The sequence below is a fragment of the Streptomyces sp. NPDC089799 genome (assembly GCF_040684755.1).
GTDB lineage: Bacteria > Actinomycetota > Actinomycetes > Streptomycetales > Streptomycetaceae > Streptomyces.
On sequence record NZ_JBFBGR010000035.1, the window covers coordinates 15,678 to 36,741 of the forward strand.

Here is a 21,064-nt window from a genome sequence, read left to right on the forward strand (position 1 = left end):
GCCACCGCCCCGGCCCCCGCCTCACAGCGGGGGCCGAAGGGAACGCCGGCGGCGGTCAGGCCTGCCGGCGGGGGCGGGCCGGGAAGTCGTAGGTGACTGCGGTGAGGTTCTCCGAGAGGTCCCACAGGCGGCGGGCGGTTTCGGGGTCCTTGGCGGATTCGGCCGGCTGCACGAGGGTGGGGTGGCCCTTGGACTCGTTGCGGCCGTCGGGCCCGATGAACTGGCCGCCCTGGGCGCGCGGGGAGGCGGCCGCGTAGAGCTGGTTGAGTGCGCCGGTCTCCACGTCCTGGGCGACGAGCCGGTTGGTGACCTTGAGGATCGATCTGAGCAGTCCGGTCGGTCCGGAGGACTGCAGGTTGGTGGCGGAGTAGCCGGGATGCGCCAGGAGGCTGCGGACGGGGGAGCCGCTCGCGCGCAGTCGCCGGTCGAGTTCCAGGCCGAACAGGACGTTGGCGTACTTGGACTGGGCGTAGAAACCGCGGGGTGAGTACGAGCGGGCGCCGTCGAGGTCGTCGAAGTGGATGGCGCCGTTCTTGTGCAGGGTCGAGGTGACCGTCACGATGCGCGGGTCCCTCCCGGCGCGCAGCCGGTCCAGCAGGAGCCCGGTGAGTGCGAAGTGGCCCAGGTGGTTGGTGCCGAACTGGGACTCGAAGCCCTGTGCGGTCAGGGAGCGCGGCGGCATCATGATGCCCGCGTTGTTGACGAGTACGTCCACGGGCGTGTCGAGGGCGTCGGCGAACGCGCGGACCGAGTCCAGGTCGGCCAGGTCCAGTAAGCGCAGCTCTGCGGAGGCTCCGGGGAGTTCGCCGCGGAGTCCGGCCAGTGCGGCCCGGCCCTTGTCGGCGTTCCTCGCGGTGAGGATGACGTGCGCTCCACGGCGGGCGAGTTCCCGGGCGGTGACGTAGCCCAGGCCGCTGTTGGCGCCGGTCACCAGGACCGTGCGGCCGCTCTGGTCGGGGATGTCGTCGGCCGTCCACCGGCCGGTGGGGGTGGGGGTGGCGGTCATCGTGCGCCTCCTTGCGGTTGCCGGGGGGTGCGGAGCAGGTCCTCGACGCTCGCCGCCAGCAGCCGGTGCAGGTGGGCGCGGTCGTCGGGGAGTTTGCGGATGGAGTGCAGGGCGGCCAGGCCGTGCGCGGTGGCCCAGATGCGGGCGATGCGGTCGTCGTAGGGGTCCGTGATGCCCAGGGTGTCCGCGATCACCGCGCCGACGGCGCCGCCTTCGGTGACGGTCTCGGCGGCGGACACGCGGACCCCGCCCAGGCCGTACATGACCTGGTAGAGGTCGGGCTCGTCGAGTGCGAAGTCCAGGTAGGCGGCCGCCGCTTCCCGGGCGGACGTACCACTGGAGCGCATGCTCGCGGCGAGCCGGAGGAACCCGTCCCTGACGAAGGCCAGCAGGATGTCGTCGCGGCCCTTGAAGTAGCGGTAGGCGTAGTTGGCGGAGTAGCCGATCCGGTCGGCCAGGCGGCGCATGCTCACCGCCTCCCAGCCCTCGGCCCTGGCCAGGTCACGGGCGGCTTGCAGGATTTCGGTGCGTGCTGCGGCGCGTTCGCGTTCGCGGCGCTGCCGGGAGGGAGAAGGCTCGCGCTGCTGCGGTGGGGGGGTCACAGCGCCCGGCTCTCTGCCGGGTTCTGCGCGCCGGCGGGGGTGTCGGTGGGGGTGTCGAAGTCGGTGTCGGAGCCGGAGCCGGAGTCGGAGTCGGCGGGCGTGTCCGGCATGCCCATCGGTGCGAGCAGGCCCAGCTGGGTGAAGAACTCCAGGGTGTTGAGCTCGTCCCAGTGCTCCACCGCCATGCCGTCCCGGACCCGCCAGATGTCCAGCGACCGCATCTCCACCGCGCGTCCGGTGGGCTCCTCGCCGAGCAGCGAGCCCAGGTGCGTGGCCCGGTAGGTGAACCTGCCGACCACGCGGTCGCCGTCGGTCAGGACGTCCTCGAGGGTGACGCGGGTGTCGGGGAAGGCGGCGAACCAGCGGCCCCAGAAGGCCCGGTTGGCCTCGCGGCCGTCCTCGACGTAGGGGTTGTGGTTGACGTACTCCTCGGCCACGAAGCCGTCCACGGCATCGGGGTCGTGACCGTTCATCAGTGCGGCGAACGCGTGCGCGACAGTCGGGTGGGACATCGGTTCCTCCGATCGACGATGTGGTTACACCGTACACGGTGTGTACGGTGTAACCAATAGTCAATCGGGTTGGCTGGATGGCGAGTTGGGGCAACCGGCCCGCGGAGAGCGCGTCGCGAGGGGACCGCACGCAGCTCCGTCCGGAAAAACGGAAGTTCACGTCGTCGCGGCAGGGGCTGGTCAGGCCGGGCGTACGAGACGTTGCGCCGCAGGCAAGCGGAACGGAACCCGGCACCGGGTCCTCACTCGGGTGCGCCCGCACCGGTATCGCGGCACCGGGCGCACCGGGCCCGGCCCCGCTCTGCCGGGTGCGGGCAGCGCAGCGGCCCCGCGCGGGGGCCTGAGAGGTTCAGCCGGCGAGGCGGGTCCCGATCCGGCAGCGCAGTTCCCTGGCCGCGTCCCGGATCTCCTCCGGCTGCCCGGCCACGTCCAACTCCGGCAGCAGCATCATCAGGGCGCGGGCCTCGGCCTCGCCGAGCAGCGGCCGGATCGGCTTCTCCTCGTCGTGGTCGAGCAGTCCGTCCAAGAGGTACGTGTCCATGCCCCCTGCAACCCTGCGGCCCGGCCACAGGACACGGAGGTACCGGGCGGCGGCCGGGACGCCCGGTGTTGCGCGCCGGGGCATCGGGGGGTGACCGAGCGCTCCGGCTGGTGAGCCGAGCGCTCCTTACTCACAAGCCATGGCCGGGAGTGGCCGCCAACCGGCGGGGACGTCGCGCATGAGCAGGGCGCAGTCCAGGGTCGCGCTCCCCGGCGGGAAGCAGTCCGGGTCGTCGAAGAAGGACGACGCGGCGGAGCGGACCCGGGCGGCTTCCACGTGCCAGGCGTCGGTCCGCAGTTCCATGCCATCCAGGTGGCGGCCGGAGCCGGTGGCCGAGAAGCCCTTCGCCCCGCCCCGGAAGAAGCGGGAAGCCTCGGCAAGATCGGCGAAGAGCTCACTGCCTCGCAGCTCGTCGGACAGCTCGACGGTGACATCCACTCGGGTGTCGCCATCCCGTGTCGCCAGTGCGACGCGCATCCGATCGGGCGTCTCGTGCACGTCGAAGTCGGCTCGGCCGTGTTCGCCGGGGAAGAGGCGGCCTCCGGCCCAGGCGTTGAGCCGCGAGGCGGTGTCGCGTCGTGGAATGTAGACGCCGGTCTCGACGCCGTCCGGTCCGTCCCACTCGACGGCGATCCGATGTGCCGCGTTCTCGCTCCGCAGACCGAACGCCTTGGGTGCCCAGGCCGGGCGGACCCTTCCCAGGCGCAGCAGGCAGATGCCCGCGACCGCGTAGCCGTGCACCAGCTGCGGGCGCAGTGCCCCGGGGAGCAGGCGTGCTGCGGCATCCGGGGCGACTCGATAGTTCACCAGCAGCCGTCGTTCGATGACGCTGGACAGTCGCAGCTGCCTCATGATCCCTCGCTCTGCGCCCCGGCGCGCTATGTGGTGTGGCGAAGCACGATCTGCTCGGGACAGACAGCGCTGGGGAACCGACCAGTGCCGGTGTCCAGGCGGCCTTCGGTTAAGTGTCCGACAAGGGGGAGTGGGCCGGTGCCGGTGGGTTCCGGGCCGGCCCACGGTCGTCGTGTGCTGCCGTCGGCTGCTGCGGGCCGGCGTCTACGCGGAACGGCGGCGCCGGGTGACGGCGTACAGGGCTGCTCCGAGCGTCACGGCGCCAGCGGCGAGCCCGCCCGCGGTCAGCGCGGTGGATCCGGTGTTGGCCAGGTTGCCGCCCGTACCGCCGTCCGGGCCCGGGGTGTTGCCGGGCGTGGAGGCGCCGGTGCCGGGGGTGGTGCTCGCCGAGGATGAGGGTGAGGGCGATGCCGTGGCCGAGGCAGAGGGGCTCGGGGAGGCCGAGGCGGATGTCGACGGGCTCGGCTGCGGTGTGGCGGCCGGCGTCACCGTGATGGTGAGCTTGGCCGCGTTGTTGCCCAGGTCCCGGTCGATGTCGGCGATCCTGAGCTCACCGGGACCGCGTTCGGCCTTGTACCGGTACTCGCCCAGATAGGTGCCCGGCTTGACCCACGGCTCGATCTTGAAGATTCCCTTCACCGAGCCGCCGGTCCCGCCGAACACCCGGCGCCCCTCCGGACCCGGGCGGCCCCCCACGAAGCTGATGCCGGGCGGCAGCTCGAACTCGGTCTCCGCCACCTTGCTGTCGGCGCCCGTGGCGGCGACCGAACCGGTGCCGTTGATCTGCCAGCCCGGATCGAGCAGGACCCGGCCGCCGGCCGGACCGGTGCCGGTGGCGCCGTGCACGGTGAAGTCGGGCTGGTTCGCCGGGTTTCCGACCGTCACTTCCCGGCCCCAGAAGTGCCATGCCTTGAAGGGCTCGGACGGCACGACCTTGACGGGTGCGGCAGTGCCCCTGGCCCCGCCGCGCTCGGGCTTGTAGACCGGCCTTCCGCCCGGGGTCCAGGTGACGTAGAAGAGGTCCTTCCACAGCTCGGGGGTCGCGGTGATGTTCAGCCCCGTGTCGATCCGGTAGTACCGGCCGGGCTCGAAGGTGCCGGTGAAGCTGCAGAACAGGTACTCGTCGCGGTACTCCCGCACCGGGTCGACCTTGAAGTGCTCGCAGTTCGACGGTCGCTCCTGCGGATTCAGCTCCAGCCCCGGCGGCAGGTGGATGCCCAGCTCCGCCCCCTGCACGGGCTTGTCACCGATGACCGTGAAGCCGAGGCGGAGGCTCTGCTTCTGGCCATTCTCCACGGTGGTGTCGAGGAGTTCCTCGGATGTGGCGAGGCCGTGGAAGGGGTCGGGGTTCTTCTTCGCCGCGTCTTGGCTCTGCTTCCCGGGAGTGGTGTCCGGGATCACCGGACTGGGCGACGGCGCTGCCTGGGCAACGGCCGCGGCGCCCAGCACCAGTGCACCGGCGGCCAAGGCCGCGGCGGTCCGCTGCGTGGCCCTGGTGCGCGTACGGTTCGACATCTTCGGAGAGCCCCCTCAAGTCCTACGGGCAGGCGTTCGAACACGCCCGATCCCTGTACGACCGCCTCCGGGGCCGACTGGTTGCCCAGGAAAGATCAAAAGATTGCCGTCACCGACGCCTTCCTCCACGGCGACCGCCCGGTTCACGGGCGCCGGGAAGCGTCCGGCGTCGCCCTTCGGCCTGTTCAGTCGGCCGGCAGGACGTTCGCCAGCCGGCCCAGCGCCGCCTTGAGCCGGTCCGGCGTCACTCCCTGCGCGCGCTGCTGGAGGAAGACCTCCGGTGCCAGGGGTGCGAGCAGGCTGTCCACCAGGGCCTCCGGGTCCGGGGCGCCGGACTCGCGCAGCAGGACCAGGACATGGACGCGCCAGAAGCCGTACGCCCCGACGGTGAAGCGCTTCTCGCCGGTCTCGGCGCCCAGCACGAGGTGGCCGTGGGTGTCCAGCAGGTCGACCATGGCGGCGTAGAAGGCGGTGAGCCGCTCGCGCGCCGGCGCGCCGGGGCCCAGGGGGGGAGCGCCGCGCAGCAGCTCTTCCTGCAGGCGGCGTTCGTGCTCGTCGAGGAGGGCCGCGGCGATGGACGTGACGTCCGGGTAGCGGCGGTAGAGCGTGCCGCGGCCGATGTCGGCCGCCCGGGCGATGTCCTCCATCGTGACCGACCTCGGATCACCTGCGGCGAACAGTTCGGCGGCGGCGGAGAGCACCTTGGCCCGGTTGCGGGCGGCGTCCGCGCGTTCCCTCGTCTCCATGGCGGCCAGCCTACCGGAATAACCGGACAGCCTGTCCGGTTAGGCCCTTCGTCGGGTATAACTGGACGCCGTGTCCGGTTACCGTTCCGGCCGATACCGAGGGGGCCCCGTCATGTCCACGCTGCTGCACCTCGACGCCAGCGCACGCCGCCAGTCCTTCAGCCGGGAGGCCGGCGACGCCGTCGCCGCCGCCTGGCGCGCGTCCCACCCGGGTGGCGTCCACGTCCACCGCGACCTGGCCCAGAGCCCCGTCCCGCAGATCGGCGAGGCGTGGACCGAGCTGTGCGACTACGTCCTGGAGCACGAGATCACCGACCCCGCCCGTTACCGGGAAGCCGTGCGCACTCCCGCGCAGGAGGCGGCGTGGGCCGTCGTCGAGCCGCTGCTGTCCGAACTCGTCTCCGCCGACGTGGTGTTGATCGCCACGCCGATGTACAACTACTCGGTCCCGGCGTCCCTGAAGGCCTGGATCGACCAGGTCACCTTCCCGCGCATGTCCCTGGCCGGGCGGCGGTTCGTCGTGGCGTACGCCCGCGGGGGCGCGTACGGCCCGGGCACCCCGCGCCACCCGTACGACCACCAGGAGCGCTACCTGCGCGACTTCTTCGCCGGACACTTCGCCGTGCCGGAGGAGGCCATGACCTTCCTCGGCACCGAACTGGTCAACTCCCTCACCGATCCCGCCCTCGCCGGCCGGCGCGGGGCGCACGACGCGTCCCGCGCGGCCGCGCTGGAGGCCGCCCGCAAGACAGGAGGGTCCCTGTGAGCTGGCTGCTCCTCGTCGCTGCCGGCCTGGTGGAGGTCGGCTGGTCACAGAGCATCAAACCGACGGCCGGGTTCACCCGCCCGCTTCCCACGCTGCTCTGCTTCGCGCTCGCCGCCGTCGCCGTCTATCTGCTGTCCCTGGCGATGAAGGGCCTGCCGGTCGGCACGGCCTACGCCGTCTTCACCGGGATCGGCGCGGCCGGCGCCATCACCCTGGGCATCGTGGTCCACAAGGACCCGGTGACTGTGGGCCGCCTGATCGCCCTCACCCTGATCATCGGCGGCGTGGCGCTGTCCCACGCGACCGCGTCGGCGGAGTAGGGAGTCCCGGCACCTGCGCGGACCGCGCGCCGCCGCGGCGAAGGCCTGGGCGGCCCGCCTGCGGGCCGTCCGCCCCCTACCGTGCTACGGGGCGAGGTGGTCGACCGGCAGCGGGACCCCCGTGTCGGAGGCGGCGGGAATGACGTCGATGCCGGGCATGGGGAGGGTGCGGTCGCCGGTGAGGACGAAGAGGATCTCGCGCGCCAGGTCCCGTACCGCCGCCCAGGCCGGATCGGTGGCCAGGGCCTCGTAGGCCCAGGGGTCCGCCGGCCGGTCACCGCACATCTCCCGGAAGTGTTCCTCGATCATGCGGAGCTCGCCCATCACGGCCGCGGCGTCGATCTCGTCCGCCTCTTCGTACGCGAAGACCGGCAGGGCGTTGTCGAAGTCGTACAGCAGGTCGTCCGTGGCGATGGGGAACGACTTCAGCCACACCTGCTGCGCAGCCGCATCGGCGGCCAACGGGATCAGGGCGGCGATCAGAAGGCGGCGGGCGGAGGAGCCGTGGTGGGCGTACACGGCTACATCCTCGCGCAGTGGGGCGCGGGCCGGCGGCGGGGGCGGGGGTGAACTCCACAGGGGCGCCGCCGCAGCCGGCCTCAGTGTCCACCGGCGGATTCGTAGGCACCGGGGTGAGTGTCGACAGACGTTTCCTTTTCGGCGCATTGCACGCCGGGAACCTTCGTTCGTTCAGTGACTACGGGCGGCTGACGGCAGCTGTCGACACAGTCATGGGGGGCCTGAGCAATGACGGATGAGAAGGAGCCGGACGAGCGCCGGCGGAGACGCGGACGAGGCGTGCGTACGAAGCGGCCGTGGTGGAAGGAGCTGCCGGTTCTGGTCGGAGTGGCATTGGTTCTGGCGTTGGTGATCAAGAGTTTCCTCGTGCAGGCGTTCTCGATCCCCTCGGGTTCCATGCAGAACACTCTCCAGAAGGATGACAGGGTGCTGGTGGACAAGCTCACTCCCTGGTTCGGTGGGACACCGCAGCGTGGGGAGGTCGTCGTCTTCCGTGACCCTGGGGGCTGGTTGCCGGAGGGGGCCCCGCAGGAGAGCAATGCCGCCCTGCGCGGGATGCAGAAGGCGCTGGCATTCGTCGGTCTGATGCCCTCGGTGGACGAGAAGGACTTGATCAAGCGGGTGATCGCGGTCGGCGGCGACAGCGTGGAGTGCAATCGCGGCGAGCCGGTCAAGGTCAACGGGAAGCCTCTGGACGAGCCGTACATCCACCCCGGGTCAACGCCGTGCGACGACTATCCGGTCGGGACGGTCACGGTGCCCGAGGACCACCTGTGGGTGATGGGCGATCACCGCAACGATTCCCTGGACTCGCGCGCCCACGTGCACGAACCGGGCGGCGGATTCGTGCCCGTGAAGAACGTGATCGGGCGCGCCGTCACCGTGGCCTGGCCGATCTCCCGGTGGGACACGCTGCCGGTGCCCGACACCTTCCGCCGGTAGCGACGCGGCCTAGAGGCGGAGGACCACCAGGGCCGCGTCGTCGGTGGCGCCGGCGGCGGGGAGGAGGTCGAGGAGGAGGGCATCGGCCAGTTGCTCGGGGTCGAGTGCGCGGTGGACCGTGAGGGAGCGGGCCAGGCGGGTCAGGCCGGTGTCGATGTCCTCGTTGCGTCGTTCGATCAGGCCGTCGGTGTAGAGCACGAGGGTGTCCCCGTCGGTGAAGGCGTGTTCGGCCTGGGGCCGGGGGACGTGCTCGGGACGGGCCCCCAGGGGCGGGTCGGTGGCCTGGTCGAGGAACACGACGGCGCCGTCCTGGCCCAGCAGGGCGGGCGGGGGATGCCCGGCGTTGCTGTAGGTGAGCGAACGGGTGGTCCAGTCGACGTTCACGGACACCGCGGTGGTGGATTCGGCGCCCTCGACCGACCGGGCGTACAGACCGAGCACTTCCAGGGCCCGGGCGGGGCCGTCCGAGGCCCGGGAGGCGGCGCTCAGTGCGCTGCGCAGCTGGCCCATGACACCCGCGGCCGCCAGGCCGTGGCCCACGACGTCCCCCACGGCCACCGACAGGCCCCCGTCCGGGAGCTCGGCGAGGTCGTACCAGTCCCCGCACACGTTCAGGGCGCCCACGGCCGGCTGGTAGCGGACCGCGCTCTGGTGGTGCCCGATGGGGCGCGGGGCGGGCAGCATCGCGTCCTGGAGTGCGAGGGCGACCGACCGTTCCCGGGCGTGGGCCTGCCGCAGCCGCTGGTTGGCCTCCTGCAGTTCCCGGGACCGGGTGTACAGCTCGGCCTCCAGCACGCGGGCCCGGTCCCCGCCCGCCTGACCGCGGGCGCGGATCAGCTCGGTGACCTCCTCCACCCGGTGCACCAGCAGGACGACGCGGCCTTCGGCGTCCAGAACCGGAGCGTTGATCGGACTCCAGTACCGCTCCTCCCACTCGCCGGGGTGCTCCGGCAGCTCCACGTCGTAGCGCTGCAGTGCCATGGTGTCCCGTTCCTCGTCGGCGAGGACGCGCCGCAGGGACGCCTCGAGGTTGCGCGCCCCCGAGGCGGTCGGATCGTTCGGGTTGTCGGGGAACACGTCGAACAGGTAGCGCCCGATCAGGTTCCCGCGCGGGTAGCCGGAGTTGGTCACGAAGTCGTCGTTCGCGTCCGCGTACACCAGATCCGGCGTCAGCAGTGCCACCATTCCGGGCAGCGCGTGGAAGACCGCCCGGTAGTCGATAGCCGGTTCGCTCACGCTCACGTCCTCGTCTTTCGGGCTCCGGGCCCACGATACGAGCCGGAGGCGCCGCTCCGGCGCGCCGACCGTCGGCTGTCACACCTCCGGCCCATCACCCCGGGAGCCGTGTTTCGGCCAGACCGGCCGATTCCCTCGAAGCGCCCTCCCATCCGCCGGGCCGTCCGCTACGAAGAACACACGACCCACCGGCGGAGTCCGGTGGCCGGACTCCCCGTGCGGGCGGTCCGGCCCTGCTCCGGCCTGCTCCAGCGACAAGGACGAAGGACTGGCATGCGATGGACGACCCGCCCTCCGACGGCCGCCGCCGGCCGCTGCTCCGCCATCCGGCCGCTGTGGGAGTGGTGCGGGTGAACCGGCCCTTGCCCTTCGGTCCCGGCCGGTCCGGTGGATCGGGCCACGGCGACCTCGCCGCGGTCATGCAGAAGGTCGCCCAGGGCGACACACATGCCTTCTCGGTCCTCTACGACGGCATCGCCCCCATGGTCTTCGGGATCGTCGTGAAGGTCGTACGCGACCGGGCCCAGTCCGAGGAGGTGGCCCAGGAGGTCATGATCGACCTGTGGCGGCGGGCCGCCCGCTACCGCCCGGACGCCGGCTCCGTCCCGGCCTGGGCCGCGACGATCGCCCACCGGCGGGCCGTGGACCGGGTGCGATCCGCCCAGGCCGCCTCCGACCGGGAGCAGGCCCAGGCCGCCCGCGAGCACACGACCGCCTTCGACGAGGTGGTCGAGCAGGTCGAGACCCGTCTGGAATCGGAGCAGGTCCGCCGCTGCCTGCGCGGTCTGACCGAGCTCCAGCGCCAGGCGGTGACCCTGGCCTACTACCGGGGGCTGACCTACCGTGAAGTCGCCGAGACCCTGCGCACGCCGCTTCCCACCATCAAGACGCGCATGCGCGACGGACTGATCCGGCTCCGCGACTGCATGGGGGTGACCACGTGAAGCACCACGCGTCCGACGCCCACACCCTCGCCGCCGCCCACGCCCTCGGCGCGCTCGAACCGGGCGAACGCCAGGACTTCGACGCCCACCTGCGGACGTGCGAGGCGTGCCGGCAGGAGGCCACCGAATTCGAGGCGACCGCGGCACGCCTTGCGGCAGCCGTGGCCCAGCCGCCACCCCCGGCGGCCAAGGCCCAGGTCATGGCAGCCATCACCGGCGTACGCCAGCTGCCCCCGCGCATCCCCGCCACCACGGCCGCGACCGCCCCCGGCGGCATGCTGCGCCGCCGGGCCGTGCCCCTGGCGCTGGCCGCCGGGGTGGCCGCCGCCGCCCTCGGCGGCATCGCGGTGTGGCAGGCGCAGCACAGAGCGGACCTCCGACAGCAGACGCAGCGGGCGCAGCAGGCACAGCGGCAACTGGACGCCGTCAGCGCCGTCCTGGCCGCGCCCGACGCCCGCACCGTGCACGGACGGGCCGCCAACGGAGCCCTGACCACCGTCGTGTCATCCGACCTGCAGAACAAGGCGGTGTTCACCGCCACCAACCTGCCCGCGCCCGCCGCGGGCAAGACGTACCAGCTGTGGCTCGACCACGACGGCACCATGCGCCCGGCCGGCTTCATCGACGGCGACGGCACGGTCGTCCTCGCCGGCAGCCCCGCCGACGCGGGCGCGGTCGGGCTCACGCTCGAACCCGCGGGAGGATCGCCCCGGCCCACCACCGCCCCACTGCTGCTGATGACCCTCCCCGCCTGACCTGCCGTCCACGCCCGCCGGGTACCCCCGGCGGCGCCGTCCGAGCCGAAAGCATCGAGGTCCCTCATGGCCAACACCCCCGTGATCGGGGACGCCGTCGTCGATTTCCGCCTGCCCGGCGGGCACCTCGGCGACGACGACACCTTCCACCGCGGCGACTACAGCCTGTCCGAGCACCGCGGGAGCCCCCTCGTCCTCGCCTTCTACCCCGGGGACGGCACACCGGTGTGCACGGCCCAGCTGTGCTCGTACTCCGACGGCCTGGAGCAGCTCCGGACCGCCGGGGCCACGGTGTGGGGCATCAGCCCGCAGGGCCTCGACAGCCATGAGGCATTCGCCCGCGCCAGGAGCCTGCGCATGCCGCTGCTGTCCGACCACGGGCGGTCGGTGGCGAAGTCCTTCGGGATCACCGCGCCCCTGATCGGGCTGCGCCGGTCGGTGTTCATCGTCGACCGCCAGGGCCGCCTGCACTGGAAGCACGTCACCGCCGTGGGCGCCACCTATCCTCCGGCCGCCACGCTGGCCGAACGGCTGGCCACCCTGACCGGCTGAGCCGCCTCCCGCCTCCTGGTCCTTTTTTCGGACCGCCACCAATCCGTCCCGGCGGCGGCTGCGAATCACGGGTGAAGCGCCGCCGGCCGGCGGCGTGCCGGGTGGTGGGAGTGCCGTGGTGGAACAGCGGAGCGTGGCCGTGGTCGGCGCGGGGGTGGCGGGTCTGACCGCCGCCTACGTCCTGTCGTCCTCGTGCGAGGTCACCCTGTACGAGGCGGACGACCGGCTCGGAGGGCACGCCCACACCCATGAGGCGGCCGGCCCCGGCGGGCGCGCGGTCTGCGTGGACTCGGGGTTCATCGTGCACAACGAGCGCACCTACCCCACCCTGCTGCGGCTGTTCCGGGAGCTGGGGATCGGCACGCAGGACGCCGAGATGAGCATGTCGGTGCGATGCGACGGGTGCGGTCTGGAGTACGCGGGCGCCCGCGGCGCGGCCGGGCTGTTCGCCTCGCGGGCCGCGCTGCGGGGCCGCCACCTGAGGCTGCTGGCCGAGGTCCCGGTGTTCCACCGCCGCGCCCGGCGCCTCCTCGCCCGCGAACGGTCCCTCCACCTCACCCTGGGCGGTTTCCTGCAGCGGGGCGGGTTCTCGCCGTACTTCGTGAGCCACTTCGTCCTGCCCCTGGTCTCGGCGGTGTGGTCCTGTCCGGCCCGCACCGCCCTGTCCTACCCGGCCTCCTACCTGTTCGCCTTCCTCGACCACCACGGCCTGCTGTCCGTCACCGGCTCCCCGCAGTGGAAGACCGTCACCGGTGGCTCCGCGGCCTACGTCGCCGCCGCCGCCAAGCGCGTACAGCGCGTCCACACCTCCAGCCCGGTCGATGCGGTCCGGCGTACCGGCCGGGGCGTTCTGGTCACCACCCGGGAAGGCGGAACCGACGCCCATGACGCGGTGGTGATCGCCACCCACCCCGACCAGGCGCTGCGCCTCCTCGCGGATCCCACCGGCGACGAGAAGCGGTTGCTGGGCGCCTTCACGTACGCGCGCAACCCCACTGTGCTGCACACCGACACCCGGATCCTGCCCCGGTCGCCGCGCGCCCGCGCCTCCTGGAACTACCGCATGGGCGGCTGCGACCCGTCGGCGGAACCCGTCCGCGTCAGCTACGACATGCGGCGCCTCCAGCACCTGCCCGAGGGCGCCGACTACGTCGTCACCCTGGGCGGGGAGGAGGGCATCGCCGCGGACCGCGTGGTGGAGCGGATGGTGTACGAGCACCCGGTGTACACCCCCGTCTCGGTCGCGGCGCAGCGTGAGCTGCCCCGCCTCCACACGGGGGTGACCGCGTACGCCGGTGCCTGGCACGGCTGGGGCTTCCACGAGGACGGCTGCCGCTCGGGTGCCGAGGCCGCCCGGTCCCTGGGGGTGCGCTGGTGAACCGGACCGGAGGAACCGCGGCACTGTACGAGTGCGTGATCGCGCATGCCCGCACCACACCTCTGCGCCACTCCTTCCGGCACCGCACCTACCTCTGGTACGTGGACGTGGACCGGCTGCCGGTGCTGCCCCGTCCGGTGCGTCCGCTCGCCCGGTTCGACGCCCGCGACCACTTCACCGGCGGCGCGGCCTCCATCCGTGCCGGGCTCGACGCCTTCCTCGCCGCCCGCGGCATCGACCTGGGCGGCGGGCGCGTGATGATGCTGGCGCACGCCCGGGTGTTTGGGTTCGTCTTCAACCCGCTCAGCGTGTACTGGTGCCACGACCGCTCCGGCGCCCTGGTGTGCGTGGTGGCCGAGGTCCACAACACGTACGGGCAGCGCCACTGCTACGTGCTGCGGACGGATGACCCCGGCGGGGCGGAGGCGGAGAAGGAGTCCGAGAAGAAGTCCGGGAAGGAATTCGGGAAGGAGTCCGGGAAGGAGTTCGAGGTGGACAAGGACTTCTACGTCTCGCCCTTCTTCCCGGTCGAGGGCCGCTACCGGATGCGGCTCCCGCTGCCCGGAGACCGGCTGCGGCTGGCCGTCCACCTCGACAACGAGGAGGGCCGGGCGTTCACCGCCGTCGTCCGGGGCCGCCGCAGGCCCGCGACGGTGCGCGCCCTGTTGTCCTCCGCCGTCCGCAGACCGTGGTCGACCGCCGCCGTATGGGTGGGCATCCGCCGCCATGGCGTCCACCTGCTGCTGCGCGGCCTGCCCGTACACCCCCGTCCCCGGTCCTCCCCGCAGGAAGGCAAGCTGTCGTGACCCAGCCCGCAACCACCTCCCACGGCCGTGCCCGGCCGTCCGGCTGTGCCGTCGGGATCCCCCCGCAGCCGGAGACGCAGGAGCAGACGCAGGGGCAGACGACGCAGGAACAGGCGCCCCCGGCCCACGGCACCGGTCCCGTCGCGCCCTCCGTCCGCCGTATCGACGTCGACGCCGTGCGCTGGCCGGACGTGGCCCGGCTGCCGCCGGCCGCGCCGGGCCGGACCGCCGTGGCCGGACACCTGGTGGGCCGTGCCCTGGAACGGCTGTCGCTGACCGTGCCCGCCGCCGGCGCCTCCGCGGCCGCCTCCACCGGTCCGCGGCTGACCGTGCACGACCCCGACGCCTTCCACCGGCGCATCGGCCGCCACGGTCTGATCGGCTTCGGCGAGTCCTACATGGCCGGCGAATGGGACAGCGAGGACCTGGCCGGCGTACTGGCCGTGCTCGCCGAGCACGTCGACGAACTGGTGCCCGCCCCGCTGCGCCGGCTCCGCGGCCTGTGGGTGTCCGCCCGGCCCGTCGCCGCCCGCAACACCCGCGCCGGAGCCCGCGGGAACATCCGGCACCACTACGACCTGTCCAACGACCTGTTCGCCGCGTTCCTCGACCGCACGCTCAGCTACTCCTCCGCGGTCTTCTCAGGCTTTCCCGCCCGGTTCGATTCCCTGGCGGCCGCCCAGCACCGCAAGGTCGACCGGATCCTGGACCTCGCCGGGGTCGGGGAGGGCACCCGGCTGCTGGAGATCGGCACCGGCTGGGGGGAGCTCGCCCTGCGGGCCGCCGCCCGGGGCGCCCGGGTCACCACCCTGACCCTTTCCGCCGAACAGGCGGCGCTCGCCCGCGAACGCATCGCCGCCGCCGGACTCGCCGACCGGGTGGAGGTCCAGCTGCGGGACTACCGCGACGCCGAAGGCCGCCACGACGCCGTGATCAGCGTCGAGATGATCGAGGCGGTCGGCGCCGAGTACTGGACCCCCTACTTCGCGGCGCTGCGCCGCGCGCTCGCCCCGGGCGGCAGGATCGCCCTGCAGGCCATCACGATGGGCCACGGCCGGATGCTCCACACGGCCGCCACCCACACCTGGATCAGCAAGTACGTCTTCCCCGGCGGCCTGATCCCCTCCCGCCGGGCCATCGCCGAGCACTCCGCCGCCGCCGGGCTGCGCACCGCCGCCGACCACGGCTACGGCGAGCACTACGCGGAAACCCTCCGCCTGTGGCGGGAGCGGTTCACCGCCAACCGGCACACCGTCACCGCCCTCGGTTTCGACGCCGTCTTCCAGCGCATGTGGGAGTTCTACCTCGCCTATTCGGAGGCCGGGTTCCGCTCCCGCTACCTCGACGTGCGCCAGCTGCTCCTCACCGAAAGGACCCGCCCGTGAGGCCCGCCGCCGATCGTGTCGCCGAGCTCCTGGGCCACTTCCTGCCCGGCCCCCTCCCGGTGCGGGTGCGTGCCTGGGACGGCAGCCGGGCGGGCCCGGCGGACGCCCCCCTGGTCGTGCTCCGCTCCCCCGGCGCCCTGCGGCGCCTGCTGTGGCAGCCGGGCGAACTCGGGCTGGCCGAGGCGTACGTCACCGGGGACCTCGACGTCGAGGGCGACCTCGCCGACGCCCTGGCGCGGGCCGGGCGGACCGTCCGCGACCGGCCCGCGGTGCGTCCCCGCCCGGCCGGCCTGGCCGCGGCCGCCGCCCTGGCCGTGGGACTGGGCGCGGCCGGGCCGCCCCCTCGGCGCCCCGACGGGCGTGCGCGCCTGACCGGGCCGCTGCACAGCGCGTCCCGGGACCGGGCCGCGATCAGCCATCACTACGACCTGTCCAACGAGTTCTACGCACTGCTGCTGGACGAGACGATGGCGTACTCCTGCGCCTACTGGACGCGGCCCGGGGATCCCGCGTACACACTGGCCGACGCCCAGCGGGACAAACTCGAGCTGATCTGCCGCAAACTCGGGCTGCGCGCCGGTGACCGGATGCTCGACGTCGGCTGTGGCTGGGGCTCCCTCTCGGTGCACGCGGCCCGGGAGCACAAGGCGCGCGTCACCGCCGTCACCCTGTCCCGCGCGCAGCGCGACTTCGTGGCCGAGCGTGCCGTGCGCGAGGGGGTCGCCGATCTGGTGGACGTACGGCTGGAGCACTGGCGGCACATCGACGGCGGGGGCTATGACGCGGCCGCCGCGGTCGAGATGGGCGAACACGTCGGCGACGCCGAGTACCCCGGTTTCGCCGCGAAGCTGCACGGTGTGCTGCGCCCGGAGGGCCGGCTCCTCGTCCAGCAGATGTCCCGGGGCGCCCGTGCGCCGGGCGGAGGGGCGTTCATCGAGACGTACATCGCCCCCGACATGCACATGCGTCCGGTCGGCCGGACCGTGGACATGCTGGAGGAGGCGGGTCTGGAGGTCCGGTCCACCGAATCCCTCCGCGAGCACTACACGGCCACGATCGACGCCTGGCGGGCCACCCTGGAACACCGCTGGGGCGAGGTGGAGGCACTCGTCGGCCGGACCACCGGCCGGGTGTGGCGCCTCTACCTCGCCGGGGCCTCACTGGCCTTCTCCGAACACCGCATGGGCGTCGACCAGATCCTCGCGGTACGGACCGCCCGCGACGGGGCGTCGGCCATGCCGGCCACCCCCGCGGGCTGGTACGCCGGGGTGAGCCCGTCGTGAACGGCACCGACTGGGACGCCCTCGCCACCAACCTCGGCGTCGCCGCAGCAGCGGCGGGGGCGGTGATGCTCACCACGTTCGCCGTCGCCGTACGCCGCGGCCTGCACCGGCTCGTCGACATCGCCTGGGGCATCGCCTTCGGTGCCGTCGCCGTCGTCACCTGGCTGCTCTCGGCGGGACACGGCGACGACGGCCGGCGCCTGCTCGTCGCCGCGGCGACGGTCGTCTGGGGGCTGCGGCTCTCGGCCCACATCGCGCGACGCTCCCGTGGCCACGGCGAGGACCCGCGCTACACGGCCCTCCTCGACAAGGCCCGTGGCAACCGGACCCTTTACGCGCTGCGCACCGTCTACCTCGGCCAGGCCGCCCTCGTCTGGCTGATCTCCCTGCCGGTCCAGGCCGCCTCCTACGCTTCCGCACCTCTCGGCGTCCTGGCGTTCTGCGGGATCGCGGTGTGGGCGCTCGGGCTCGGTTTCGAGGCCGTGGGCGACCGCCAGCTGGCACGCTTCAAGGCGGATCCGGCCAACCGGGGGCGGATCATGGACCGGGGCCTGTGGGCCTGGACCCGGCACCCCAACTACTTCGGGGACAGCCTCGTCTGGTGGGGCCTGTACCTGCTGGCCTGCACCGCCTGGCAGCCGGCTCTCGCCGTCCTGGTCTCCCCGGTCCTGATGACGCTGCTGCTCACGGTCGGGAGCGGCAAGCGCCTCCTGGAGAAGCACATGGCGGACCGTCCCGGATACGCCGAATACGCGGCGCGGACCAGCGGGTTCCTGCCGCTGCCACCCCGCCGTGACCGCCCGCGGGACGGGGGGTAGGCCGTGCGGAGGCGATCGGGCGGTGTGGGAGGGGCGCCCGCGGCCCTGGTGCCCGTTTCCGCGGGGGCGCAGCCCCGGCGGGCGAAGGCGGCCGTGCTCGTCCTGCACGGCGGCCGCGCGGACGGCCGGCGGCCGCCGCCCCCGGTGAACCTGCCGGCGCTGCGGATGTGGCCCTTCGCCACCGCGATCGCACGGGCCACGGCGCACGACGGTGTTCTCGTCGCCCGGGTGCGCTACCGGTACCGGGGCTGGAACGGCCCGGACGCCCACCCCGTCACCGACACCCGCCGCGCCCTGGAGGAACTGCGCGCGCTCACCGGCCCCGTTCCCGTCGTCCTGGTCGGCCACTCGCTCGGCGGGCGGGCGGCGCTGCGCGCCGCGGCGGCGCCCGAGGTGGAGGGGGTGGTCGCGCTGGCACCCTGGTGTCCGCCGGGAGAGCCGGTCACGCATCTGCGCGGGCGCACCGTCATCGCGCTCCACGACGAGGCCGACCGCGTCACCTCCGCCGCGGACACCTGGGCCCAGCTCGTCCGCGCCCACGGGGCGGGGGCCCGCGTTGCGGGGATCTCCATGCCGGGCGGCGGGCACACCATGGTCCATGACGCCGGTCGGTGGCACCGCCTCACGGCCGATGCCACCGCCGCGCTGCTCGGCCTCGCGGCCTTCCCCGCCGTGCTCGCCGAGGGCTTCTCCCGTCAGGGCCGGCCGCACCCGGTGCGGGACGGGGCGGGACCGGTCACCGGGCGGTGATCCGTCGGGTGCGTCGTGCGGGCGACGCTGCGCAGCGGTCCGGCTGCTCCTATTCTTCTACATGCATGTAGATTCAAGACTGGTGGTGATCTTCGCGCACCGGTCCGCCGGCATGCCCGTACGCCGGCAACGGCAGCCGGAGGAGCGCCTGTTGACGGATCACACGTCGACTGCTCCCGCACCGCCGGCGCACCCTTGCGCCCCGGCGACAGGCCGCCGGGGCGCCTGCCCTTCGCGGCCGAAGTCGTCGACGAGGTAGGGGACTTCTTCGAAGGAGACGAGGGCGACGAGGGTGACGAGGACGGGGGCAACGAGGAGGCGTGAGGCCGGTCCCGTCAACCGGGCACCGTCGTTCCGGCAGCCGGCCTGATAACTTCTACAGTGTTGTAGAAGTTCGGCGGTCGAGGCCGGAGACGCATCCGGCCGACGACCGCCCCTGACGGTTACGGAGTTCCGATGGCCCTGTGGGACCGCATCAAGGAGTCCGCATCGACGATGCAGACCCAGCTGACCGCCAAGAAGAACGAGCTGAAGTCCGGCGCGTTCCGCGACGCCTCCATGGCCATGTGTGCACTGGTCGCCGCGGCCGACGGCACCATCGATCCTGCCGAGCGGCGACGGGTCGCCCAGCTGATCACCACCAACGAGGTCCTGCAGAACTTCGACGCCATCGACCTGCAGCGGCGCTTCGACGACAACCTGGAGAGGCTCATCGCCGACTTCGACTTCGGCAAGGTCAGCGTCCTTCAGGAGATCGCCAAGGCCAAGAAGAAGCCCGCGGAGGCCCGGGCCGTCATCCAGATCGGCATCGTCATCGGGGGCGCCGACGGCGACTTCGACAAGACCGAACGGGCCGTCGTCCGCGAAGCCTGCTACAGCCTCGACCTCCCCCCGCACGAGTTCGACCTGTAGCCGGCGCGCGGCCGGTGAGGAAGCCGGCCCCGGGGAACATCGGTACAGCGGTTATCGGTGAGAACGATCTTGTTCAGGGTGTGAGGGCGCTGGTCCTGCTCTCGTACTCGCGGCGGGCCTTGCGCTGGGCCGGGACCGCGGGAAGGTCCTGGCTGCCGTCGAGCGGCTGGCAGCGGGCGAGGAGCCCTCGGTGCACGGCGGGGACGGCGCGGACGCGCAGGGTGCAGCCCTGGCCGCGCTCGCGGGCGAGGGCGGCGATGGAGCGCCCTTCCGGGTACGCGGTGCGTACGTCGCCGGTCTTCGTGGCCGCAACCGCGGGGCGGCGCCCGCCCTTGCTGCCCTTGGCCTCGGCGGCGGGCTGGTCTGCTGGCCGGGAATCGGATCGCCATCAACGGGGTTGGTGGGGGACGAACCGTTATTGGAGGAGGGCCATGCGAGCGATACAGGTGTACGAAGTGGGCGGTCCCGAGGTGCTGCAGGAGGCCGAGGTGGACCAGCCGCGGCCGGGTCCGGGCGAGGCGGTCGTGGAGGTCGCCGCATCCGGGGTCAACTTCCTCGACGTCTACCACCGCGAAGGCCGGTACAGCCTCCCGCTGCCCTTCACCCCGGGCACTGAGGGCGCCGGCACGGTCATCGAAGTCGGACCCGGCGTCGCTGACGTCGCAGTCGGGGACCGGGTCGGTTGGGTGGAGATTCCCGGCACCTATGCCGAGCGGGCCGTCGTGGACTCCTCCCGGCTGGTGCCGCTGCCCGACGACATCGGCTTCGAGACAGCCGCCGCCGTGCTCCTCCAAGGCATGACCGCGCACTATCTCGTCAAGGACGCCTACCCGGTTCAGGGCGGCGACACGGTGCTCGTGCATGCGGCTGCTGGTGGCATGGGGCTGCTTTTGACCCAGCTCATCACCCATCTCGGCGGCAGGGTGATCGGCACGACGTCGACCACGGCGAAGGCCGAGCTGGCGAAGCGTGCCGGGGCCACTGAGGTGATCCTTTCCTCCGCCGTCGACGATCTCGCAGCCGAGGTGAGGCGTCTCAACGGCGGTCAGGGACTGCCGGTTGTCTTCGACGGTGTCGGCGCGCACACCTTCGATGCGAGCCTCGCCAGCCTGCGAACCCGCGGCCATCTCGTGCTCTTCGGCGCGGCAAGTGGTGCCGTGCCGCCGTTCGATCCGATACGGCTCGCCCACGGCGGTTCGCTGACCCTGATCCGGCCCAGCCTCGGGGACTTCATCGCCGATCGCTCCGAACTGCTCCGACGGGCCGCCGATGTGTTCGAGTGGGTGCGCTCCAAGGCGCTTGAGGTCACCGTAACGGGCCGCTACGCATTGTCCGAGGCCGCCCAGGCCCACAGCGATCTGGAGGCTCGGCGTACCACCGGCAAGCTGCTCGTCGTACCCGATGCGGCCGCTATTGGACGCCGCGAGGAGACGCAGAGCTGATCGCGGGTGACGAGGTCGGGGATCTTGGAGACTGAGATGTCGAGGGCATGGCCGACCGTCATCGCCAAGATCCCCGACAGCGTCAGGCACTCAGCAGGCCAAGATCAAGTTCTGGCGGGTTTCCGGCGTATCCGGGTCACACCCCCTTCAAGATCCCTCAGCCGAGACCTGGCTCTATTCCTGCACAGTGAGCACCGTGCACATCCGGAGCGCGAAGCCGAGCCGGTGATGCTCCGTCCGCCGCAGGGCGATCAGGTCCCGGTCCACGTCGTCCGGGAAGAAGAACCGCTCCGGCTCGGGCCTCGTCGGATCCTCGGCGAACGTCCCGTACGCCTCAGCCTTTACCTGTACCCGACCTTGAGCTGTCAGCGACGTACGGCACGTGGGACCCGAGGGGCGTCTGCTCCCGTGGCTGACACTTCGTCGTGACCATTGTTCGTGACGTTCGTTGCTCCATCCGTGGACCCAATGGATGGGGAGGG

The 21,064-nt window shown here is 72.5% G+C and carries 26 protein-coding genes; 15 read left to right on the top strand and 11 right to left on the bottom strand.

Features of this window, described 5'->3' with window-relative positions; translation table 11 throughout:
• Positions 1–55 precede the first annotated feature (55 nt).
• From AB0O36_RS29850 to AB0O36_RS29880, 7 genes are all read right to left on the bottom strand, one after another.
• Positions 56–1,006: an oxidoreductase gene (locus tag AB0O36_RS29850; protein ID WP_365115554.1), complete on the bottom strand. Its 951-nt coding sequence runs from the start codon at positions 1,004–1,006 to the stop codon at positions 56–58.
• The gene (locus AB0O36_RS29855; RefSeq protein WP_365115556.1) at positions 1,003–1,608 is read right to left on the bottom strand and encodes a TetR/AcrR family transcriptional regulator; all 606 of its coding nucleotides are present in this window, start codon (positions 1,606–1,608) and stop codon (positions 1,003–1,005) included. Before AB0O36_RS29855 ends, AB0O36_RS29850 begins: the two co-directional genes overlap by 4 nt.
• The gene (locus AB0O36_RS29860) at positions 1,605–2,120 is read right to left on the bottom strand and encodes an ester cyclase (protein ID WP_365115558.1); all 516 of its coding nucleotides are present in this window, start codon (positions 2,118–2,120) and stop codon (positions 1,605–1,607) included. Before AB0O36_RS29860 ends, AB0O36_RS29855 begins: the two co-directional genes overlap by 4 nt.
• A 349-nt stretch (positions 2,121–2,469) precedes the next feature.
• The gene (locus AB0O36_RS29865) at positions 2,470–2,661 is read right to left on the bottom strand and encodes a hypothetical protein (RefSeq protein WP_365115560.1); all 192 of its coding nucleotides are present in this window, start codon (positions 2,659–2,661) and stop codon (positions 2,470–2,472) included.
• 126 nt (positions 2,662–2,787) lie between these two features.
• The gene (locus tag AB0O36_RS29870; RefSeq protein WP_365115562.1) at positions 2,788–3,513 is read right to left on the bottom strand and encodes a DUF2071 domain-containing protein; all 726 of its coding nucleotides are present in this window, start codon (positions 3,511–3,513) and stop codon (positions 2,788–2,790) included.
• 204 nt (positions 3,514–3,717) lie between these two features.
• Positions 3,718–5,028 carry a hypothetical protein gene (locus AB0O36_RS29875; RefSeq protein WP_365115564.1) on the bottom strand — a complete coding sequence of 437 codons (1,311 nt, stop codon included), beginning with the start codon at positions 5,026–5,028 and terminating at the stop codon, positions 3,718–3,720.
• A gap of 185 nt (positions 5,029–5,213) precedes the next feature.
• Positions 5,214–5,774, bottom strand: a complete 561-nt coding sequence (locus tag AB0O36_RS29880) for a helix-turn-helix domain-containing protein (protein ID WP_365115566.1) — start codon at positions 5,772–5,774, stop codon at positions 5,214–5,216.
• Between the two features lie 112 nt (positions 5,775–5,886).
• Here AB0O36_RS29880 and AB0O36_RS29885 point away from each other — a divergent pair, with 112 nt between their 5' ends.
• Both AB0O36_RS29885 and AB0O36_RS29890 read left to right on the top strand, forming a co-directional pair.
• Entirely contained in the window at positions 5,887–6,540 is a 654-nt protein-coding gene (locus tag AB0O36_RS29885; protein WP_365115568.1) for an NAD(P)H-dependent oxidoreductase, read from the top strand.
• Entirely contained in the window at positions 6,537–6,860 is a 324-nt protein-coding gene (locus tag AB0O36_RS29890; protein WP_365115570.1) for a multidrug efflux SMR transporter, read from the top strand. The genes AB0O36_RS29885 and AB0O36_RS29890 overlap by 4 nt, the downstream gene beginning before the upstream one ends.
• A gap of 84 nt (positions 6,861–6,944) precedes the next feature.
• Here the strand turns inward: AB0O36_RS29890 and AB0O36_RS29895 are convergent, their stop codons facing one another.
• Positions 6,945–7,379 (bottom strand): hypothetical protein, encoded by a 435-nt coding sequence (locus AB0O36_RS29895; protein WP_365115572.1) that lies wholly within the window; start codon positions 7,377–7,379, stop codon positions 6,945–6,947.
• A gap of 228 nt (positions 7,380–7,607) precedes the next feature.
• On the opposite strand from AB0O36_RS29895, the gene lepB reads away from it, so the two are divergent.
• Positions 7,608–8,321: a signal peptidase I gene (gene lepB, locus AB0O36_RS29900; protein ID WP_365115573.1), complete on the top strand. Its 714-nt coding sequence runs from the start codon at positions 7,608–7,610 to the stop codon at positions 8,319–8,321.
• A 9-nt stretch (positions 8,322–8,330) separates the two neighbouring features.
• Here lepB and AB0O36_RS29905 read toward each other — a convergent pair whose 3' ends face one another.
• Complete coding sequence (locus tag AB0O36_RS29905; RefSeq protein ID WP_365115574.1) at positions 8,331–9,557, bottom strand: SpoIIE family protein phosphatase; 1,227 nt, start codon at positions 9,555–9,557, stop codon at positions 8,331–8,333.
• Positions 9,558–9,907: 350 nt separating this feature from the next.
• On the opposite strand from AB0O36_RS29905, the gene sigK reads away from it, so the two are divergent.
• From sigK to AB0O36_RS29960, 11 genes are all read left to right on the top strand, one after another.
• On the top strand, positions 9,908–10,501 hold the full coding sequence (gene sigK / locus AB0O36_RS29910) for an ECF RNA polymerase sigma factor SigK (RefSeq protein WP_365115669.1): 594 nt from the start codon (positions 9,908–9,910) through the stop codon (positions 10,499–10,501).
• Complete coding sequence (locus tag AB0O36_RS29915; RefSeq protein ID WP_365115576.1) at positions 10,498–11,256, top strand: anti-sigma factor; 759 nt, start codon at positions 10,498–10,500, stop codon at positions 11,254–11,256. Before sigK ends, AB0O36_RS29915 begins: the two co-directional genes overlap by 4 nt.
• A 66-nt stretch (positions 11,257–11,322) precedes the next feature.
• Positions 11,323–11,808: a peroxiredoxin gene (locus AB0O36_RS29920; RefSeq protein WP_365115578.1), complete on the top strand. Its 486-nt coding sequence runs from the start codon at positions 11,323–11,325 to the stop codon at positions 11,806–11,808.
• A gap of 118 nt (positions 11,809–11,926) precedes the next feature.
• Positions 11,927–13,186: an FAD-dependent oxidoreductase gene (locus tag AB0O36_RS29925; RefSeq protein WP_365115579.1), complete on the top strand. Its 1,260-nt coding sequence runs from the start codon at positions 11,927–11,929 to the stop codon at positions 13,184–13,186.
• Between the two features lie 35 nt (positions 13,187–13,221).
• Positions 13,222–13,992, top strand: coding sequence for a DUF1365 domain-containing protein (locus AB0O36_RS29930; RefSeq protein ID WP_365115581.1), 771 nt, complete (start codon positions 13,222–13,224; stop codon positions 13,990–13,992).
• 161 nt (positions 13,993–14,153) lie between these two features.
• Complete coding sequence (locus tag AB0O36_RS29935; protein WP_365115670.1) at positions 14,154–15,377, top strand: cyclopropane-fatty-acyl-phospholipid synthase family protein; 1,224 nt, start codon at positions 14,154–14,156, stop codon at positions 15,375–15,377.
• Positions 15,374–16,660 carry a cyclopropane-fatty-acyl-phospholipid synthase family protein gene (locus AB0O36_RS29940; protein WP_365115583.1) on the top strand — a complete coding sequence of 429 codons (1,287 nt, stop codon included), beginning with the start codon at positions 15,374–15,376 and terminating at the stop codon, positions 16,658–16,660. Before AB0O36_RS29935 ends, AB0O36_RS29940 begins: the two co-directional genes overlap by 4 nt.
• Complete coding sequence (locus AB0O36_RS29945) at positions 16,657–17,478, top strand: DUF1295 domain-containing protein (RefSeq protein WP_365115584.1); 822 nt, start codon at positions 16,657–16,659, stop codon at positions 17,476–17,478. Before AB0O36_RS29940 ends, AB0O36_RS29945 begins: the two co-directional genes overlap by 4 nt.
• Positions 17,479–17,526: 48 nt before the next feature.
• Positions 17,527–18,228 (top strand): alpha/beta fold hydrolase, encoded by a 702-nt coding sequence (locus tag AB0O36_RS29950; protein ID WP_365115586.1) that lies wholly within the window; start codon positions 17,527–17,529, stop codon positions 18,226–18,228.
• 195 nt (positions 18,229–18,423) lie between these two features.
• Positions 18,424–18,552 (top strand): hypothetical protein, encoded by a 129-nt coding sequence (locus AB0O36_RS29955; RefSeq protein ID WP_365115587.1) that lies wholly within the window; start codon positions 18,424–18,426, stop codon positions 18,550–18,552.
• A 132-nt stretch (positions 18,553–18,684) separates the two neighbouring features.
• On the top strand, positions 18,685–19,140 hold the full coding sequence (locus tag AB0O36_RS29960; protein ID WP_365115589.1) for a tellurite resistance TerB family protein: 456 nt from the start codon (positions 18,685–18,687) through the stop codon (positions 19,138–19,140).
• A 73-nt stretch (positions 19,141–19,213) separates the two neighbouring features.
• Here the strand turns inward: AB0O36_RS29960 and AB0O36_RS29965 are convergent, their stop codons facing one another.
• Positions 19,214–19,336, bottom strand: coding sequence for a hypothetical protein (locus AB0O36_RS29965; protein ID WP_365115591.1), 123 nt, complete (start codon positions 19,334–19,336; stop codon positions 19,214–19,216).
• A 235-nt stretch (positions 19,337–19,571) separates the two neighbouring features.
• On the opposite strand from AB0O36_RS29965, the gene AB0O36_RS29970 reads away from it, so the two are divergent.
• Positions 19,572–20,582 (top strand): quinone oxidoreductase, encoded by a 1,011-nt coding sequence (locus AB0O36_RS29970; RefSeq protein WP_365115593.1) that lies wholly within the window; start codon positions 19,572–19,574, stop codon positions 20,580–20,582.
• A 174-nt stretch (positions 20,583–20,756) separates the two neighbouring features.
• Here AB0O36_RS29970 and AB0O36_RS29975 read toward each other — a convergent pair whose 3' ends face one another.
• Positions 20,757–21,056 (bottom strand): DUF4158 domain-containing protein, encoded by a 300-nt coding sequence (locus AB0O36_RS29975; RefSeq protein ID WP_365115672.1) that lies wholly within the window; start codon positions 21,054–21,056, stop codon positions 20,757–20,759.
• Positions 21,057–21,064 lie beyond the last annotated feature (8 nt).

What these genes read in the sequence shown, in the direction of transcription:
- AB0O36_RS29865 (WP_365115560.1), bottom strand. Translation starts at nt 2,661, where the DNA reads ATGGACACGTACCTCTTGGACGGACTGCTCGACCACGACGAGGAGAAG.
- AB0O36_RS29875 (WP_365115564.1), bottom strand. Translation starts at nt 5,028, where the DNA reads ATGTCGAACCGTACGCGCACCAGGGCCACGCAGCGGACCGCCGCGGCC.
- lepB (WP_365115573.1), top strand. Translation starts at nt 7,608, where the DNA reads ATGACGGATGAGAAGGAGCCGGACGAGCGCCGGCGGAGACGCGGACGA.
- AB0O36_RS29880 (WP_365115566.1), bottom strand. Translation starts at nt 5,774, where the DNA reads ATGGAGACGAGGGAACGCGCGGACGCCGCCCGCAACCGGGCCAAGGTG.
- AB0O36_RS29870 (WP_365115562.1), bottom strand. Translation starts at nt 3,513, where the DNA reads ATGAGGCAGCTGCGACTGTCCAGCGTCATCGAACGACGGCTGCTGGTG.
- AB0O36_RS29850 (WP_365115554.1), bottom strand. Translation starts at nt 1,006, where the DNA reads ATGACCGCCACCCCCACCCCCACCGGCCGGTGGACGGCCGACGACATC.
- AB0O36_RS29970 (WP_365115593.1), top strand. Translation starts at nt 19,572, where the DNA reads ATGCGAGCGATACAGGTGTACGAAGTGGGCGGTCCCGAGGTGCTGCAG.
- AB0O36_RS29960 (WP_365115589.1), top strand. Translation starts at nt 18,685, where the DNA reads ATGGCCCTGTGGGACCGCATCAAGGAGTCCGCATCGACGATGCAGACC.
- AB0O36_RS29920 (WP_365115578.1), top strand. Translation starts at nt 11,323, where the DNA reads ATGGCCAACACCCCCGTGATCGGGGACGCCGTCGTCGATTTCCGCCTG.
- AB0O36_RS29885 (WP_365115568.1), top strand. Translation starts at nt 5,887, where the DNA reads ATGTCCACGCTGCTGCACCTCGACGCCAGCGCACGCCGCCAGTCCTTC.
- AB0O36_RS29860 (WP_365115558.1), bottom strand. Translation starts at nt 2,120, where the DNA reads ATGTCCCACCCGACTGTCGCGCACGCGTTCGCCGCACTGATGAACGGT.